Source organism: Priestia sp. YIM B13552, assembly GCF_042787775.1.
Taxonomy (GTDB): Bacteria; Bacillota; Bacilli; order Bacillales; family Bacillaceae_H; genus Priestia; species Priestia megaterium_E.
The window spans coordinates 405,613-422,270 of the sequence record NZ_JBHZOU010000001.1 but is presented as its reverse complement, the minus strand read 5'-3'; the positions used below and the strand labels follow the sequence as shown (position 1 = coordinate 422,270).

Below are 16,658 nucleotides of genomic sequence, written 5' to 3'. Positions count from 1 at the left end.
GCAACTAACTAGGAGGGTGAAGACACGTGGCATTTGAATTTAAACTGCCGGATATCGGTGAAGGTATCCACGAAGGTGAAATTGTAAAATGGTTCGTAAAAGCTGGAGATGAAATTGATGAGGATGATGTACTAGCAGAAGTACAAAATGACAAAGCTGTTGTTGAAATCCCATCTCCTGTAAAAGGTAAAGTATTAGAAGTAAAAGTTGACGAAGGTACAGTAGCTACTGTAGGACAAGTTATCGTTACTTTTGATGCTCCTGGATACGAAGACTTAAAATTCAAAGGTGACGATCATGATGATGCACCAGCAGAAGAAGCTAAAGAAGAAGCTTCAACTGAAGAAGTGACTGAAGAAGCAACAGCTCCTGCAGCACAAGCTGATGTTGATCCTAACCGTAAAGTAATTGCTATGCCTTCAGTGCGCAAATATGCTCGTGAAAAAGGTGTAGACATTAAAGCTGTTCCTGGTTCAGGTAAAAACGGACGTATTGTTAAAGATGACATCGATAGCTTCCTATCTGGTGGTTCTACAGCTACAGCAACTGCTGAAGCTCCAGCTAAAGAGGAAACTGCTTCAGCTGAACCAAAAGCAGCAGCAGCACAAGCTATTCCTGAAGGCGACCTACCAGAAACTCGCGAGAAAATGAGCGGTATCCGCCGTGCAATCGCAAAAGCTATGGTTAACTCTAAACACACTGCTCCACACGTAACATTAATGGATGAAATCGATGTAACAGCTCTTGTTGCTCATCGTAAAAAATTCAAAACAGTTGCAGCAGATCAAGGTATTAAATTAACATTCTTACCTTACGTGGTAAAAGCGTTAACTTCAGCACTTAAGAAGTTCCCAGCTCTTAACACTTCAATCGATGACTCTACAGATGAAGTAATTCAAAAACATTACTACAACATCGGTATCGCTGCTGACACTGAAAAAGGTCTTTTAGTACCAGTTGTGAAAAATGCTGATCGTAAATCTGTGTTCGAAATTTCTGATCAAATTAACGACCTTGCTGGAAAAGCACGTGATGGTAAATTAGCTCCTGCTGAAATGAAAGGCGCTTCTTGTACAATCACAAATATCGGCTCTGCTGGTGGACAATGGTTTACTCCTGTTATCAACCACCCAGAAGTTGCAATTCTAGGTATCGGACGTATCGCTGAAAAACCAGTTGTACGCGACGGTGAAATTGTAATTGCTCCAGTATTAGCATTATCACTAAGCTTTGACCACCGTATTATCGATGGTGCAACAGCTCAAAACGCTCTTAACCAAATCAAGCGTTTATTAAATGATCCAGAATTATTATTAATGGAGGCGTAATAAATGGTAGTAGGAGATTTCCCAATCGAAACTGATACTCTTGTCATTGGTGCTGGCCCTGGTGGCTACGTTGCAGCAATTCGTGCAGCTCAATTAGGTCAAAAAGTTACAATCGTAGAAAAAGGTACTCTTGGAGGCGTATGCTTAAACGTTGGTTGTATTCCTTCAAAAGCATTAATCGCTGCAGGTCACCGTTTTGAACATGCTAAACATTCTGAAGACATGGGGATTATCGCTGAGAACGTAACAGTTGATTTCTCTAAAGTTCAAGAATTCAAAAACGGCGTTGTAAACAAACTTACTGGCGGTGTTGAAGGCCTTCTTAAAGGTAACAAAGTTGACATCGTAAAAGGTGAAGCTTACTTCGTTGACAGCGAAACTGTACGTGTAATGGATGAAAATTCAGCACAAACGTACAAATTCAAAAATGCAATCCTTGCAACTGGTTCTCGTCCAATCGAGATCCCTGGATTCAAATTCTCTGAGCGCGTAATCAACTCTACAGGTGCATTAGCGCTTAAAGAAGTTCCTAAAAAATTAGTTGTAATCGGCGGAGGTTACATCGGTACTGAGCTTGGTACTGCTTTTGCTAACTTCGGTACAGAAGTTACATTTGTAGAAGCTGCTGATGAAATCTTAGCTGGTTTTGAAAAACAAATGAGTTCACTTGTTAAACGTAACCTTAAGAAAAAAGGAAACGTTGAAATCTATACAAAAGCAATGGCTAAAGGTGTTGAAGAAACTGCTGACGGCGTACAAGTTACGTTTGAAGTAGGCGGAGAGTCAAAAGTAATCGATGCTGACTACGTATTAGTTACTGTAGGTCGTCGTCCTAACACTGATGAGCTTGGTCTTGAGCAAGTTGGCGTTAAAATGACTGACCGTGGTCTTATCGAAATCGATAACCAAACTCGTACATCTGTAAGCAACATCTTTGCAATTGGTGATATCGTAACTGGACCACCACTTGCACACAAAGCTTCTTACGAAGGTAAAATCGCAGCTGAAGTAATTGCTGGCGAACCTGCTGAAATTGACTACTTAGGAATTCCAGCAGTTGTATTCTCTGAGCCTGAGCTTGCATCTGTAGGTTATACTGAAGCACAAGCGAAAGAAGAAGGGTTAGCTGTTAAAGCTTCTAAATTCCCATTTGCTGCTAACGGACGTGCACTTGCACTTAACGCTGCAGAAGGCTTCTTGAAGCTTATCACTCGTAAAGAAGACGGAGTAGTTGTTGGTGCTCAAATCGCTGGACCTAGCGCATCTGATATGATTGCTGAGCTTGGTCTTGCTATCGAAGCTGGCGTAACAGCTGAAGATATCGCATTAACAATTCACGCTCACCCAACATTAGGTGAAATCACAATGGAAGCTGCTGAAGTAGCTATTGGAAGCCCAATTCACATTGTAAAATAATGTTTTTAAAAAGCTGATGCGTATGCATCAGCTTTTTTTTTGAAGAAAACGGTTTTCATAAAGTATCAGATGCTTGTCAGACAGTTTTTGTTGATGATGAGTAACTCCTTTAGAGGAAACGTGTAAAAAGCGCTGAGGCAGTCTTAAATGAGCTCTAGATGCATACATATGAAGTGGGACGTGCTTTCCTTATAGGTAGATAAAAAAATTGCTCTTTTGGATAACGAATGAAAAGGCGGCGAAGGAGCTATGAAGACGTATTTCGTTTGGAGCTTACACATTGTTATTTGGGTGGGTTATTCACTGGTTGAATTGCTATCAAAACGTGATCAGTTGACATCTAAAATTATTTTATTTTTAGTATTTGCTTATTTAGCTTACGGCATAGCAGAAATGAACGTCAAATCTAAAAGACTGGCGCTTATGATGACGGGTATGACTTCAGCTGTCTGCTTGACATGTTATCAACTAATTTTATTTTGCACAGCGTAAGATTGCATAAAAAAAGCGTTAGCTTATATAAGCTAACGCTTTTTTTGTCTTACACAGATTTCTTTTCTCTTTTTAATGCGCCTTCTTCTTTAAATGCTTTCATTAATGAGAAGACGGTTAGCACCAGCACAATTGAGAATGGAAGTGCTGCTATAATCGCAGCTGTTTGGAGCGCGTCCAAACCACCTGTCCAAAGCAGAATGATTGCTGTTAACGATTGAATTAATCCCCACGTAAGTTTAATAGAGCCTGAAGGATTTAGATCACCATTTGTTGTCTGCATTCCTAAAACAAATGTAGCTGAGTCAGCTGATGTAATAAAGAACGTAGCAATTAAGCAAATAGCGACAATGGACATAAACGTACCAAATGGAAACTGTTCAAGTACATAGAATAAAGCAACTTCTGTTCCTTTATTGTTGATAACATCCATAACAGGAAGATCCTTAAAAAAGTCTAAGTAGACCCCAGAACCTCCGAATACAGCAAACCATAATCCACCAAATACGGTCGGAACAGCTAGTACACCAATTAAAAATTCTCGAATGGTTCTGCCTCGTGAAATACGAGCAATGAACGTACCAACGAACGGTGCCCAAGCGATCCACCATGCCCAGTAGAAAATTGTCCAATCTTGAACCCAGGTGCTGTCATCAAACGGGCTCAATCGAAAACTCATTGACGGCAAGTTTTGAATGTAGCTGCCAATGGTTGTAACGAATAAGTCCATAATAAAGTTGGTTGGACCTGCAAATAACAAGAACAGCATTAGCAGAATAGCTAAAACAATATTAATGTTACTCAAATACTTAATACCTTTGTTCAGCCCCGTCTGTGCTGACAGCATGAACAAGAACGTCACGATAATAATAACAATTAATTGAGTCGTGAAATTATTATCAATACTTGGCGACAAGTAAGAGGCTCCACCGGTAATTTGAATAGCACCCAGTCCTAGAGATGTTGCTACCCCAAAAACAGTTGCAAATACGGCGATGACGTTTATGATCGTTCCAAGAGGTCCATCAACACGTTTGCCTAATAGTGGACGTAAAATATTACTGATGATGAACGGGTAACCTTTTCTAAATTGAAAATATGCAAGGGCCAGTGCAAGAACGGAATAAATAGCCCAAGGATGTAAGCCCCAGTGGAAAAACGAATAACGTAGAGCAGCGCGAGCTGATTCTGCTGTACCGCCTTCACCAGAAGGTGGAGTATGAAAATGATTGATTGGTTCTGAAACACCCCAGAATACAAGTCCAATCCCCATACCAGCACTAAATAACATGGCAAACCACGAGATATAACCATACTGAGGTTTTTCGTCAGGTTTACCTAGTTTAATATTTCCGTACTTTGAAAAAATTAAGTACAGCGTAAAAACTAAGAATAATGTAGCTGCTAATAAGTAGTACCAGCCAAATTTCTCGATGATAAAACTATGTATTGCCGATGTGACAGGTGTAAGCGCTGCGCTTCCTAGCACAGATTCTGGAATAACACCCCATACGATAAATACTGCAGCAATAATAACCGAAATGATAAAAACAGGAGTCAGTTTTTTCATCGATTATCGCTCCTTTCCTATTCTATTTTACATAACATAGTTTCTCATATAACCTTTTTAGGTATACATGAAACCATATGGTTATACATTCTAGTAAAGTTTGCATGAAATGTCTACCCTATTAGTAAGAAAAAACGGCAAGAGCTCAAATTCTTATTTTTCGTAATTATTTTAAAGTGCGGAAATAGATGTGAAAGTAGACATTGTTTTTTCATATAAATAGAGATGATGCTAAGCATTCAGATTTTTGAAAACAAATATAACATTTATGAGAAAAATATTTTTAATGTGACATACTAATTAGTTGTTGACATATTTAATGTGACATAATAATATAATATCAAGAGTTGTAAAACGCTTACAAAAAAAGACGGTTAAAGGGGAGTTTACAAAATGGGAACAATCGTATGTCAAACATGTAACTGCACAATTGATCATTTCGAAGATGAGAAAGTGACGCGATTATACTCAACATGTAAAAGCGGAGAATGTCAAAAAGCAGATGAAGATTTAGATTAATTCAATAAAAAAAAGGTGCGGAACTTCGCACCTTTTTTTTATTGAATTGCTTTATGCTCTTTAATGACACGAAATGTTTTTAATTCAAAGTCTTCCGGACCCTGCACGGGTAAACCTGCCTCTAAGTTCGTTTCAATGTAGGTTAAATTTTCCTCAGTGATGATTTCCCCAGGAATAAAAATAGGAATACCAGGAGGGTAGACCATCACAAATTCCGCAATAATACGGCCTGCCGATTCATGAAAAGGTACCACTTCGGTTTCAGCGTAAAAAGCATCGCGAGGTGTTAAAGCCAATACAGGAATATCAGGCAATAAAATAGCGGGTTTTGCCGTTGTCTCAGAAAGATTATGGAATTTTGCAGATAACTCACGCAGAGCTGTGACCAGACGTGACAGATCTTCTTCTGTATCTCCAGGCGTGATAATACATAAGATATTATAAAGGTCAGACATTTCAACTTCGATATTATGAGCTTCACGCATCCATTTTTCTACGTCATAGCCCGTAATTCCTAAATCTGAAACAGAAATAATTAGCTTAGTAGGGTCTAAATCATACGTAGCTTTTGTCCCTAAAATTTCTCTGCCTATACATCGGATATGCTCAATTGTATTAATTTCTTTTCGTGCTTTTTCAGCAAGAGAAATTGCACGTTCAGCCAGCTCTTTCCCTTCTGTAGCTAAACGTTTTCGTGCAACATCTAAAGAAGCCAGCAGCAGATAAGATGTTGATGTTGTTGTCAGCATGCTTAAAATAGACTGTACACGTTTTGGAGAAATTAAGCCTTCGCGTATGTTTAGAATTGAACTTTGCGTCATAGAGCCACCTAATTTATGCACGCTTGTTGCTGCCATATCTGCACCGGCCTGCATAGCAGACAGAGGCAAATCATCATGGAAGTGAATATGAACGCCGTGAGCTTCATCAACAAGTACAGGTACTTGATACGAGTGGGCAATTTCTACGATTTTACGAAGGTCTCCCGAAATTCCAAAGTAAGTTGGATTGATAACAAGCACTGCTTTTGCTTCAGGGTGCTGCTTCAAGGCTTTTTCTACAGAGTCCGATGTGATACCGTGAGAAATGCCAAGCTTTTCGTCAATTTCAGGATGAATAAAAATAGGCGTAGCTCCTGAAAAAACAATCGCACTCATAACAGATTTATGCACGTTTCTAGGAACGATAATTTTATCTCCAGGCCCACATGTCGCCATAACCATTGCCATAATTGCTCCGCTCGTTCCTTGAACAGAGAAAAAAGTATGGTCAGCACCAAATGCTTCTGCAGCTAAATCCTGCGCTTGTTTGATAATGCCTTTTGGCTGGTGAAGGTCATCAAGAGGACCGATATTAATTAAATCAATGGATAAAGCATCATCGCCAATAAATGAGCGGAATTCAGGATCCATTCCATTTCCTTTTTTATGTCCAGGGATATGGAATTGTGTTGGATTTTTCTTAGCGTGATTAACCAATCCAGTAAATAATGGAGTTGAAAATTGAGAAGACAACTTTGCTATACACCTCTTTTATCATAAATTGTCAGTCCCTCTAAGCAAAGCTTAGAGGGACTTTGATTGTTTTTTTATCAAATTACAGCATTCAATTTTATATACCCAAAACTAGTGGCTGTTGAATTCTACATATTAAAATATCGGATCTTTTTTCTATAAAAGAAATTCAACAGAAATTCTACTCGGCAGTTTTCTTGATTTTAACCATTATATAAATGAATGAAACGTGTATGTTTACTACTGTTTGATAATATAAATACAATTTTTAGTTAAAAAAATACAAGTAATTGTAAACTGCTTATTACTCATTATTTTATAGTTCTTTATGTTTTGAAAATCCCCATAAAACAAAAGAATTATAGCACTTATTAACCCATTTGCAAAGATATTTTAAAGAGAAAATAAAAAGAAAAAAAAGGAGAAATTCTTTTGTGTGAAAAGAGAATAAATTTTGTGTACATTATAGATTGTGATAGAGTTAAGAATATAGATATACATAGATTGAAGAAATAAATGGAGTGATGAGAAGTGGAATATCAATACCCTATCTCCCTTGATTGGAGTACAGAAGAAATTATTGATGTAGTGAAGTTTTTTGAAAGCATTGAACGCGCTTATGAAAAAGGTATTGAGCGTGATCATCTAATGGCAGTCTATCGCCGATTTAAAGAAATTGTGCCAAGTAAAGCAGAAGAAAAAACAATCTGTAACGATTTTGAAGACCAAAGCGAATACTCTTCTTATCGAACGATTCAAAAAGCAAAGGCTGCTTCTTCTGGAGACATCATAAAAATGTAAAAAATGGAGCCAAGCTTGGCTCCATTTTTTTTATATCAATTCGTTAAAATTATGCATATGCTTTTTTAGTTAGTTCATATAATGGAGTTACCGTATGAAATGTTTGTTCAATACGAGCTATCCATTCTTCGCCGTTCATTGCAATCGCTTCTTCTTTTGGAATCGTAATGCCGCATAGGATCTCAGCTTTTTTAACCGTCTCTAGACGTTCAAACAAACTCTCTAAGTCTTCGGAAGATAAGTCGCCCATTTTTTCACTATCAGGTTTTGTATGATCTTTCGACCAAACAAACGAGGCTGGGATGTGTTGACGAATCTCCTCAATGTTTTGTTTTAGCAGCTTTCCAAATTGTTCTTTAATAGGTGATTCGTAAATGACGGCGAACCACACAAAGACGTGTGTTTCCCAAAGGCCAACTTGAAAATGAGGGAGCTTTTTATACCCGCGTTTACTATTAGCAAAGGCTACCCACGTATCTGCTGGCGGGTTAACTGTTCTTCGTGCATGTTTGGCAATGTGTATGAACATTTCATCTCCACAAAGTGAAGAAAGAGTAGGAGCAAAATGATTGCTCAATTGTTCGAATTTTGGGCGTATCGTTGTCTTGATGGCTTCCATACGTGCATCAAGTCCCTCGATACGGAATACGTTAAAGTCATCTTGTGAAAATCCTGAGAATGCCATGTGAAACCTCCGTTTTTTAGTGAATATGTATAGCTGCTGTGCATCTATGCAAGTAAGTATGATTTACGCGAAGATTCTACCACATGAAAAGCATAAACACCAATTAATTCGCATATGCTTGTCAAAACGTGTCTATCATTTTTTTATAGGTAATCACACAATTTAGTTACATGAGATTAGGTTTCGACATAGACTATATCAATCAAAATATCTGAAAATTTAGTTTTCTATAAGCGGGTTCAATAATTTGAGAGGGGTGTTTGAAGAATGAAACAAGTGGTGAATATGTATAAGAAGAATGATGGACAAAAAAGATTAGGTGTAATTCGTTTGGAGTTAGATTACGAGTTAGCGACATTATATGAAGCCATGATGGAGAATAATGAGGAACAAAAACAAAAATGTAAGCGAAAGCTCGAGAAACTTCGTGAAGAAATGATATCTCTTCAGTAGCAGATACGGGAATAAAATAGAACAAATAAGGGTAAACTGTAAAAAAGGATTAAACTGAATGAGCAGATTCATAAGTGGTAACAGAGCACGTGGGAGAAGAAGCGGCAGTTCTTCTCCCACGTGCTCTGTTAATTGACATCTTGCAGAGGTTTTTTTAAGCTTAAATAAGAGACGTATTTTTGAGGGGGAATTGAGATGACGCAACGCTGGAAAGAAATCGATACATACGTTAAAGAGTGGCTAAAAGAAGCTGGACAAAAAATTCAACAGTCGTTTAGTAAAGAACTTCTCATTCAAACGAAATCGAATCCAAATGATTTAGTAACAAATATGGATAAAGAAATTGAACAGTTTTTTATCTCAAAAATCAATGAAACCTTTCCGGAACATCATATTCTCGGAGAAGAAGGATATGGAGAAGAGCTTGAATCAGAAGAAGGAACGATTTGGATTATCGATCCAATCGACGGTACGATGAACTTTGTTCATCAGCAGCGAAATTTTGCTATTTCCATCGGTATATTTGAAAATGGTGTAGGACAAGCAGGTTATATTTATGATGTTATTCATAATGAGTTGTATCATGCTTTAAAAGGACAGGGCGCGTTTATGAATGATATCCAATTGCCGAAACTTGAACCTGTACCAGTTGAACAAGCTATTATTAGCCTAAATGCAACATGGGTGACGGAGAACCGCCGTATTGATCCTTCCGTATTAAGTCCGCTTGTGCGTAAAGTAAGAGGGACCCGTTCATATGGATCCGCAGCTATTGAGCTTGCTTACGTAGCGGCTGGACGCTTGGATGGATACATTACTTTACGTTTGGCTCCATGGGACTTTGCTGCCGGTAAAGTATTGATTGAAGAAGTTGGAGGAGTTATGACGGATTTAGAAGGAAAGCCGTTAGAGATTCTTGAAAAAAGCAGTGTATTTGTAAGCAAACCAACATTACATGACGAAATCTTTCGTACGTACCTTGAAGGAAAGTGGAATAAATAAAATAGAAGTGAAGACTTACGTGTAGTCAAAGAATTTTGTGATGAAAAAACGTCATGAACCATTTTGATGTTGCAAATGGCCATGACGCTTTCAATCATCGCAAAAAAATTACAGCTGCCCTTTTTCTCGCATTTTTTTCTTAGTCGTAAAGCCAAGGCCCATTACAACAATTAAAGCTGCGATAGCTAAAATGACCCCGAGAGCGCTTCCTTCTCCGATAAATATGCCGATTGACATAATTGCCGCAGTTGCGATAAATGCATATAAAACAAATACCCACTTAATGTTTCTCATGTTGATTCCTCCCATTTATAACGGATATTTATAGTGTACAACAAAATCATTCTGCAATTCTAGAGTTAGTGTGATATAATAGCTTAGTTATTACAAGCATAGGAGTGAAATGCGTGAACATTCGTAAAGATTTACGTAATATTGCCATTATTGCCCATGTAGACCATGGGAAAACAACGTTAGTAGATAAATTATTACATCAGTCCGGAACATTCCGTACTAATGAGCATGTTGAAGAACGTGCGATGGATTCAAATGACCTTGAGCGTGAGCGTGGAATTACAATTTTAGCGAAAAACACAGCTATTAATTATAAAGATACGCGTATCAACATTATGGATACGCCGGGACATGCTGACTTCGGTGGAGAAGTTGAGCGTATTATGAAAATGGTAGACGGTGTTCTACTTGTAGTAGATGCATACGAAGGATGTATGCCTCAAACTCGCTTTGTATTGAAAAAAGCATTAGAGCAAAACTTAACGCCGATTGTTGTTGTTAACAAAATTGACCGTGACTTTGCTCGTCCAACTGAAGTAGTTGATGAAGTAATTGACTTATTTATTGAACTAGGTGCAAGCGAGGAACAAATTGAGTTCCCTGTTGTTTATGCTTCAGCAATCAACGGAACAGCTAGCACGAATCCTGAAAAGCAAGATGAGAACATGTCATCTCTATTTGACTCAATCATCGAGCACATTCCAGCACCAGTAGACAACAGCGATGAACCACTTCAATTCCAAGTGGCAATGCTTGACTACAATGACTATCTTGGTCGTATCGGTGTAGGCCGCGTATTCCGCGGAACAATGAAAGTAGGCCAGCAAGTTGCATTAATGAAGCTTGACGGTACGGTAAAACAATTCCGTGTAACAAAATTATTCGGTTTCCTAGGCTTAAAGCGTGTTGAAATCGAAGAAGCAAAAGCAGGAGACCTGATCGCTGTATCAGGAATGGAAGACATCAACGTAGGTGAAACAGTATGTCCGTTTGACCACCAAGATGCACTGCCAATTTTACGTATTGATGAACCTACTTTACAAATGACGTTCTTAGTAAACAATTCACCGTTTGCTGGTCGTGAAGGTAAATTTGTTACATCTCGTAAAATTGAAGAGCGCTTAATGTCTGAACTTGAGACGGATGTAAGTTTACGCGTGGAAAATACTGATTCACCGGATGTATGGGTTGTTTCAGGACGTGGAGAACTTCATTTATCTATTTTAATTGAAAACATGCGTCGTGAAGGATATGAGATTCAAGTATCAAAACCTGAAGTAATCGTTCGTGAAATTGATGGCGTTCGCTGTGAGCCAGTTGAACGTGTGCAAATCGACGTGCCTGAAGAACATACGGGTTCTATTATGGAATCAATGGGTGCTCGTAAAGGTGAAATGGTTGATATGATTAACAACGGCAGCGGTCAAGTTCGTCTGATCTTTATGGTTCCTGCACGTGGTTTAATCGGTTATACAACTGAGTTCTTATCGTTAACTCGTGGATTCGGTATCATTAACCATTCATTTGATAGCTACCAACAAATGCAGCAAGGTCAAGTTGGAGGTCGCCGTCAAGGTGTGCTTGTTTCTATGGAAAGCGGTAAATCATCTACTTATGGAATCCAAGGCGTAGAAGACCGCGGTACAATTTTCGTTGAGCCAGGTACAGAAGTATACGAAGGTATGATCGTAGGAGAACACACTCGTGAAAATGATATCGTTGTTAACATCTGTAAAATGAAGCAAATGACGAATATGCGTTCTGCTAATAAAGATCAAACAACAGGTATGAAAAAACCTCGTATTATGTCTTTAGAGCAATCACTTGAATATTTAAACGAAGATGAATATTGTGAAATCACACCAGAATCTATTCGTCTACGTAAAAAAGTTCTTGATAAAAATGAACGTGAAAAAGCAGCGAAAAAGAAAAAATACGCTGACACGAAATAATAAAAAAAGTAAGTCGTTAGCTCTATTTGCTAGCGGCTTGTTTTTTATCTATTATATCAGAATTTTCTATTTTTTGAAAGCGTTTTATAAAGAAGGAGTTTGGAAAGGAAAAAGGTGGCTTATATCGAATAATGTAAAGTAAGGAATAGGGGGAAGAAATATGGATGTAAAAGAACACCTTTCATTTTTTGCAGCTTTGTATCAAGTAGATGAACATGCAAAAATAGGAATGTGGCTGTTATACTTTACCATTTTAGGGCTATCTGTTCTCGTGTACAAACTCGGGTTTGCAAAGAAGCTGCCGCTTTTAAAATCTGTGGTTATTTATCTGTTTTTAGCTTTTGGATGTACGATCTTAACGTTTTTAGGCATTTTTTTACCTGTAGCTGAAGGGCTTGTGGTTGCAGCGCTTGTGTTGATTATTTATAAAATACGGCTGTATCAGGCTAAGAAGCAAAACTCCACGTTGGGTTCATAAAACTACATAAAAAGACGCTTGTAGCTACAAGCGTCTTTTTAGTATGATATAGCCGAAGACAAGAGCGGCTGCGAAAATTAAATGGCCAGCTGTCCAATAAAAAATCGCTACTGCATCATCCACCGCAGGCGTAGGCTTGAGCGCAAGCAGCGTCAACGGAAAATACAAAGGAATGGTTGGAAGTGTTAATAAAAAGGAACACAATACGATTTTTCGAATAGACATATTATTTAATTTACCTACTATGTAAACAAAAACGATCCCAATTGCAGCGGCAATGAGTAAATGAAAAACAAACTCTACCCATTCAGGCCATTGAATAGGGCCAATCATAGGAATAAAATCAACATTTAATAAAAGGGTATAAACTTGTTTGCCGGTTAGCCACTCTATCCATTTTAAACATAACCCAAGGATAATCCCGCTTAACATGCCAATACTTATTCCTAATCGGAGCACCTTACCAATCCTCCTCTGTCTTTTTCGACTCATATAGTTTAAAGTTACCAGTAGCTATGCGTTCTTTTGTTCGTTTTTCAATCCGTTCAGAACATTCATTGCACATATATGTATGGATAGGACGGTTGCGCAGTCGTTTTGCCACAAGCGTTTCATCCTCAATTGTTTCAATTTTATCGCACATGACACATTGTACTCTCATTTCTATCACCTCAACTTCTCTATACATCATTCTAGCCGAAAATTCTTGTTTTATAAAGTTTTTTTGCGGTGCTGTCTTTCAGTAGAAAAGAAACGATAGGAAAACATTCCTAAAGAAGCAGGTAATTTTGCTTGTTAGCTCGAAGATAGTAACTAGTAAGTACATAAACAGTAGGAGGGATGAAAATGGCCAACGAAGTCGAGACTCAACTAGTAGATGCATTATACGATGAGCTACAGACAGAGAGATTTGCAACCATTTCAACTATTGATTTTGAAACAAACGGTCCAAATGTTAGCGCCATTTCGTGGTTAGTAGCTCCGACTAAACAAAAAATTCGATTTGCCGTAGATGTCAAATCGAGGATTGTAGAAAACATTAAACATACGAATAAAGCAGTGGTAAATATTCTTGCTAATGAATCATGCTACTCAATCAGCGGAATAGCTGAGGTAGTGCAAGAAAAGTTAGAAGGAGTAGCTTTAAAGCTGACGCTAATTGAACTAGATATTAATGAAGTAAGAGACGTCATGTTCTATGGTTCTAAGATTTCAGTAAACCCTTCATATGAAAAGACCTATGATCCAGTAGCAGCTGCTAAACTCGATAGGCAAGTAATTGAAGCGATAAAAAAAGCTTAGCAGCAGCCTGCCGCTAAGCGACTTTCTTATTCGTTTTTTTGAAGATGATTATTAGATTGTTTTTCCTGCTCATTCTTTAAATTTTGCTCTTGTTTATTATTTAATTTTTGATTATTTGTATCTGTTGAGCTAGGATTTCGGCGGATTTCTTCTGCAAATTCAGGCATCACTCGGTTTACAATGGCTGCTAATTCATCTAAAAACCCTGTAACCGGACGACCTTTGCGAATTTCATTTCCAATTTGTTTTAGTCGAGCGACCGTATCAGGATCTGCAATAACAACAGAATTAGCGCCGTACGGATCAGCTTTCAGACCTTCGGCAACTGTATATTTGATGGAACTTACTTCTGAACGATCAATATCTTTGCCGACGTCAATGCCTACGATTGCATACTTACCGAGCACAATGGCAGTAGCATCATTTACATTCGGAACGCTTGAAGCCAGTTCAACTAAATGAGCTGATATTTCATTAGCAGTACGCTTGTGAGAGCGTTCAGGAGATGAATTTTTAACCTGTACAATTCGATCTGTTTTTTGCCCTTCTTCAACGTCTGCTTGGTTATTGTTGCAGCCGGTTAGTGTAATAAAACATAAGCTAATGGATAGAAAAAATTTGTTCATGTGGGAGACTCCTCCTTATGAATGACTCATTTTTTGTAGTAATTTGTATTTAGTTTCTAATAGTTCTTCTATCTTTATACACGTGTTCATATATTTAAAGAAAATGGTCCGTCCATTTAAGGTCACTTCACACATGTGCGTTACATAGTATATAAATGGATGGGTGCCTTGTTTCACTCCTTACAGGAAAAACAATCGGAGTAGGAGGCTGAATTATTGGGAAAAATTTATGTATTAGATACGAATGTTTTATTACAAGATCCGCATTCAATTTTTTCATTTGATGATAACGAAGTAGTGATTCCGGCCGTTGTGCTAGAAGAAGTTGATTCGAAAAAAAGAAATATGGATGAAGTCGGACGAAATGCAAGGCAGGTATCCAAACTCATTGATAACTTGAGACAACATGGAAAGTTATATGAGAAAATCCCTTTAGAAAATGGGGGCCATTTGCGAATTGAACTCAATCATCGCTCTTTTCAACAGCTTCAAGAAATCTTTGTGGAAAAAACAAATGATAATCGAATTTTAGCTGTTGCTAAAAATCTATCTCTTGAAGAGGAAACAAAAGAAGATGGACGTGAAGTGATACTAGTGAGTAAAGATGTGTTGGTACGTGTGAAGGCTGACGCAATCGGCTTAAGAGCAGAAGATTTTTTAAGTGATCGAGTAGTGGAGTTCAATAGTATTTATACAGGCTTTTCGGAAGTCTATATTGCAAAAGAACTGCTGAGTCAATTTTACGAAAAAGGAGAACTGCTAACGTCTCAAATTGCGAACCACTCCTTTTTTGCAAATCAATTCTTAGTGATGAAAGATGCATTTGGGGGATCCGGATCAGCAATCGGCATTGTCGATCAAACAACAACAAAAGTAAAAAAGCTTTTATTTGAATATGATCATATCTGGGGAATCAAACCTCGAAATGTTCAGCAAATTATGGCTTTAGAACTTCTTCTTAGAGACGACGTTCAACTGGTCACGTTAATTGGAAAGGCAGGTACGGGTAAAACGCTGCTTGCTTTAGCTTCAGGACTTATGCAGACGGAAGATCTAGGATGTTTTAAAAAGCTACTTGTAGCTCGTCCAATTGTTCCTTTAGGGAAAGATATTGGATTCTTGCCAGGAGAAAAGCAGGAGAAGCTTCGTCCATGGATGCAGCCAATTTACGATAACCTAGAGTACTTATTCAACACTAAAAAGCCTGGAGAACTGGATGCGATTCTAGCGGGGCTCAGTTCAATAGAAGTGGAAGCCTTGACGTATATAAGAGGCCGAAGCATTCCGGAACAGTTCATTATTATTGATGAAGCGCAAAATTTAACGAAGCATGAAATTAAAACAATTTTAACAAGGGTAGGGGAAAAGAGTAAAATTGTCCTTATGGGAGATCCAGCTCAAATTGATCATCCTTATTTAGATGAGTATAACAACGGATTAACGTACGTAGTCGAAAAGTTTAAAGAGCAAAAAGTATCGGGCCACGTTCGGTTAATCAAAGGAGAGCGCTCAGGACTGGCACAATTAGCAGCTGATATTCTTTAAAAGAAGCGGGGTTCCTTTTGGAACCCCGCTTCTTTTATTATGTAACGATGATTTCTTCCACATATTTAATAGGGTTATTTCGGTTAGATCCGTCAGGCAAATAGACATAGATAGGCCCATCTTCTCTAAGAGGCTTTCCATCTTGGCTGAAACCAAAGATTAGTTTTTGCGCTTCTTCTAATGAAAAAGAAATCAGCGCGTCTTTTGTTTTAAATGAAACGTTGGTAGCTTCTTCAGTAGGTGAAGCGTTAGCTAGAAAAGGTGCAAATAAAATGCCGAATGTCCCATTTACTAGCTCCTGTTTTTTGAATTTCTTTTCAGTTTTTAACGTAGGAGGAAAGACGGCTCCCTCTTGAATTTCACGGTCCCAATGCTTGGAAACAGCCTTTGTGTACGCTTCTGTCTCGTCTTTTTGCTCCGGTGGATGTTCAAAGAAAACGTCCATATCGAGCTTGCGGTCATCGAAAATCCACACGCTTGGGTCGAGTGTCAGCGTATATTTTACTTTTCCTTTTAACATAATAATTGAATTCATTATAAATGCCCCCTTGCTAAAAGTATAAGCGCTTTCTACTTATTTGTCACTTTGATGAAAAAATTTAGTTGAGAGTGATTCTCGTATGATATAATGTAAGGGTCAACGAAAGTGCGAAATTTCCTACATCTATGGTAACGGTTTTG

At 38.1% G+C, this 16,658-nt stretch carries 19 protein-coding genes; 11 read left to right on the top strand and 8 right to left on the bottom strand.

Going from position 1 to position 16,658, the window contains the following annotated elements:
• The first annotated feature begins 26 nt into the window (after window positions 1–26).
• The 3 genes from ACFX40_RS02135 (at window position 27) to ACFX40_RS02125 (ending at window position 3,236) form a co-directional block, all read left to right on the top strand.
• Window positions 27–1,328, top strand: coding sequence for a dihydrolipoamide acetyltransferase family protein (locus ACFX40_RS02135; RefSeq protein ID WP_028407941.1), 1,302 nt, complete (start codon window positions 27–29; stop codon window positions 1,326–1,328).
• A 3-nt stretch (window positions 1,329–1,331) separates the two neighbouring features.
• Complete coding sequence (gene lpdA, locus ACFX40_RS02130) at window positions 1,332–2,744, top strand: dihydrolipoyl dehydrogenase (protein ID WP_028407942.1); 1,413 nt, start codon at window positions 1,332–1,334, stop codon at window positions 2,742–2,744.
• Between the two features lie 249 nt (window positions 2,745–2,993).
• On the top strand, window positions 2,994–3,236 hold the full coding sequence (locus tag ACFX40_RS02125; protein ID WP_028407943.1) for a hypothetical protein: 243 nt from the start codon (window positions 2,994–2,996) through the stop codon (window positions 3,234–3,236).
• Window positions 3,237–3,285: 49 nt separating this feature from the next.
• Here ACFX40_RS02125 and ACFX40_RS02120 read toward each other — a convergent pair whose 3' ends face one another.
• Window positions 3,286–4,806, bottom strand: coding sequence for a glycine betaine uptake BCCT transporter (locus tag ACFX40_RS02120; protein ID WP_028407944.1), 1,521 nt, complete (start codon window positions 4,804–4,806; stop codon window positions 3,286–3,288).
• Between the two features lie 393 nt (window positions 4,807–5,199).
• On the opposite strand from ACFX40_RS02120, the gene ACFX40_RS02115 reads away from it, so the two are divergent.
• Window positions 5,200–5,325 carry a GapA-binding peptide SR1P gene (locus tag ACFX40_RS02115; RefSeq protein ID WP_013056059.1) on the top strand — a complete coding sequence of 42 codons (126 nt, stop codon included), beginning with the start codon at window positions 5,200–5,202 and terminating at the stop codon, window positions 5,323–5,325.
• A 38-nt stretch (window positions 5,326–5,363) separates the two neighbouring features.
• Here ACFX40_RS02115 and ACFX40_RS02110 read toward each other — a convergent pair whose 3' ends face one another.
• Window positions 5,364–6,839: an aminotransferase class I/II-fold pyridoxal phosphate-dependent enzyme gene (locus tag ACFX40_RS02110; protein WP_028407945.1), complete on the bottom strand. Its 1,476-nt coding sequence runs from the start codon at window positions 6,837–6,839 to the stop codon at window positions 5,364–5,366.
• A gap of 531 nt (window positions 6,840–7,370) precedes the next feature.
• On the opposite strand from ACFX40_RS02110, the gene ACFX40_RS02105 reads away from it, so the two are divergent.
• Window positions 7,371–7,640 carry a UPF0223 family protein gene (locus ACFX40_RS02105; protein ID WP_263034401.1) on the top strand — a complete coding sequence of 90 codons (270 nt, stop codon included), beginning with the start codon at window positions 7,371–7,373 and terminating at the stop codon, window positions 7,638–7,640.
• Between the two features lie 49 nt (window positions 7,641–7,689).
• Here the strand turns inward: ACFX40_RS02105 and ACFX40_RS02100 are convergent, their stop codons facing one another.
• Window positions 7,690–8,325: a YktB family protein gene (locus tag ACFX40_RS02100; RefSeq protein ID WP_050689384.1), complete on the bottom strand. Its 636-nt coding sequence runs from the start codon at window positions 8,323–8,325 to the stop codon at window positions 7,690–7,692.
• Between the two features lie 267 nt (window positions 8,326–8,592).
• Here ACFX40_RS02100 and ACFX40_RS02095 point away from each other — a divergent pair, with 267 nt between their 5' ends.
• Complete coding sequence (locus tag ACFX40_RS02095) at window positions 8,593–8,778, top strand: hypothetical protein (RefSeq protein ID WP_013056063.1); 186 nt, start codon at window positions 8,593–8,595, stop codon at window positions 8,776–8,778.
• A 195-nt stretch (window positions 8,779–8,973) separates the two neighbouring features.
• Complete coding sequence (locus ACFX40_RS02090; RefSeq protein WP_016763440.1) at window positions 8,974–9,780, top strand: inositol monophosphatase family protein; 807 nt, start codon at window positions 8,974–8,976, stop codon at window positions 9,778–9,780.
• A gap of 108 nt (window positions 9,781–9,888) precedes the next feature.
• Here ACFX40_RS02090 and ACFX40_RS02085 read toward each other — a convergent pair whose 3' ends face one another.
• Window positions 9,889–10,074, bottom strand: a complete 186-nt coding sequence (locus tag ACFX40_RS02085) for a YlaF family protein (RefSeq protein ID WP_016763441.1) — start codon at window positions 10,072–10,074, stop codon at window positions 9,889–9,891.
• Between the two features lie 113 nt (window positions 10,075–10,187).
• Here ACFX40_RS02085 and typA point away from each other — a divergent pair, with 113 nt between their 5' ends.
• A complete protein-coding gene (gene typA, locus ACFX40_RS02080; protein ID WP_377253973.1) occupies window positions 10,188–12,026 on the top strand; it encodes a translational GTPase TypA in 1,839 nt (612 codons plus the stop codon).
• Between the two features lie 160 nt (window positions 12,027–12,186).
• A complete protein-coding gene (locus tag ACFX40_RS02075) occupies window positions 12,187–12,504 on the top strand; it encodes a YlaH-like family protein (protein ID WP_013056067.1) in 318 nt (105 codons plus the stop codon).
• 24 nt (window positions 12,505–12,528) lie between these two features.
• On the opposite strand, the gene ACFX40_RS02070 is transcribed toward ACFX40_RS02075, so the two are convergent.
• Window positions 12,529–12,963, bottom strand: coding sequence for a hypothetical protein (locus ACFX40_RS02070; RefSeq protein WP_028407948.1), 435 nt, complete (start codon window positions 12,961–12,963; stop codon window positions 12,529–12,531).
• A gap of 1 nt (window position 12,964) precedes the next feature.
• Window positions 12,965–13,165: a YlaI family protein gene (locus ACFX40_RS02065; protein WP_013056069.1), complete on the bottom strand. Its 201-nt coding sequence runs from the start codon at window positions 13,163–13,165 to the stop codon at window positions 12,965–12,967.
• A gap of 185 nt (window positions 13,166–13,350) precedes the next feature.
• On the opposite strand from ACFX40_RS02065, the gene ACFX40_RS02060 reads away from it, so the two are divergent.
• On the top strand, window positions 13,351–13,806 hold the full coding sequence (locus tag ACFX40_RS02060) for a pyridoxamine 5'-phosphate oxidase family protein (protein WP_028407949.1): 456 nt from the start codon (window positions 13,351–13,353) through the stop codon (window positions 13,804–13,806).
• 26 nt (window positions 13,807–13,832) lie between these two features.
• Here the strand turns inward: ACFX40_RS02060 and ACFX40_RS02055 are convergent, their stop codons facing one another.
• Window positions 13,833–14,432: a YhcN/YlaJ family sporulation lipoprotein gene (locus ACFX40_RS02055; RefSeq protein WP_013056071.1), complete on the bottom strand. Its 600-nt coding sequence runs from the start codon at window positions 14,430–14,432 to the stop codon at window positions 13,833–13,835.
• A 216-nt stretch (window positions 14,433–14,648) separates the two neighbouring features.
• Between ACFX40_RS02055 and ACFX40_RS02050 the strand changes: the two genes are divergently transcribed.
• Entirely contained in the window at window positions 14,649–15,977 is a 1,329-nt protein-coding gene (locus ACFX40_RS02050) for a PhoH family protein (RefSeq protein WP_013056072.1), read from the top strand.
• 37 nt (window positions 15,978–16,014) lie between these two features.
• Here the strand turns inward: ACFX40_RS02050 and ACFX40_RS02045 are convergent, their stop codons facing one another.
• Window positions 16,015–16,512 (bottom strand): hypothetical protein, encoded by a 498-nt coding sequence (locus tag ACFX40_RS02045; protein WP_028407950.1) that lies wholly within the window; start codon window positions 16,510–16,512, stop codon window positions 16,015–16,017.
• Window positions 16,513–16,658 lie beyond the last annotated feature (146 nt).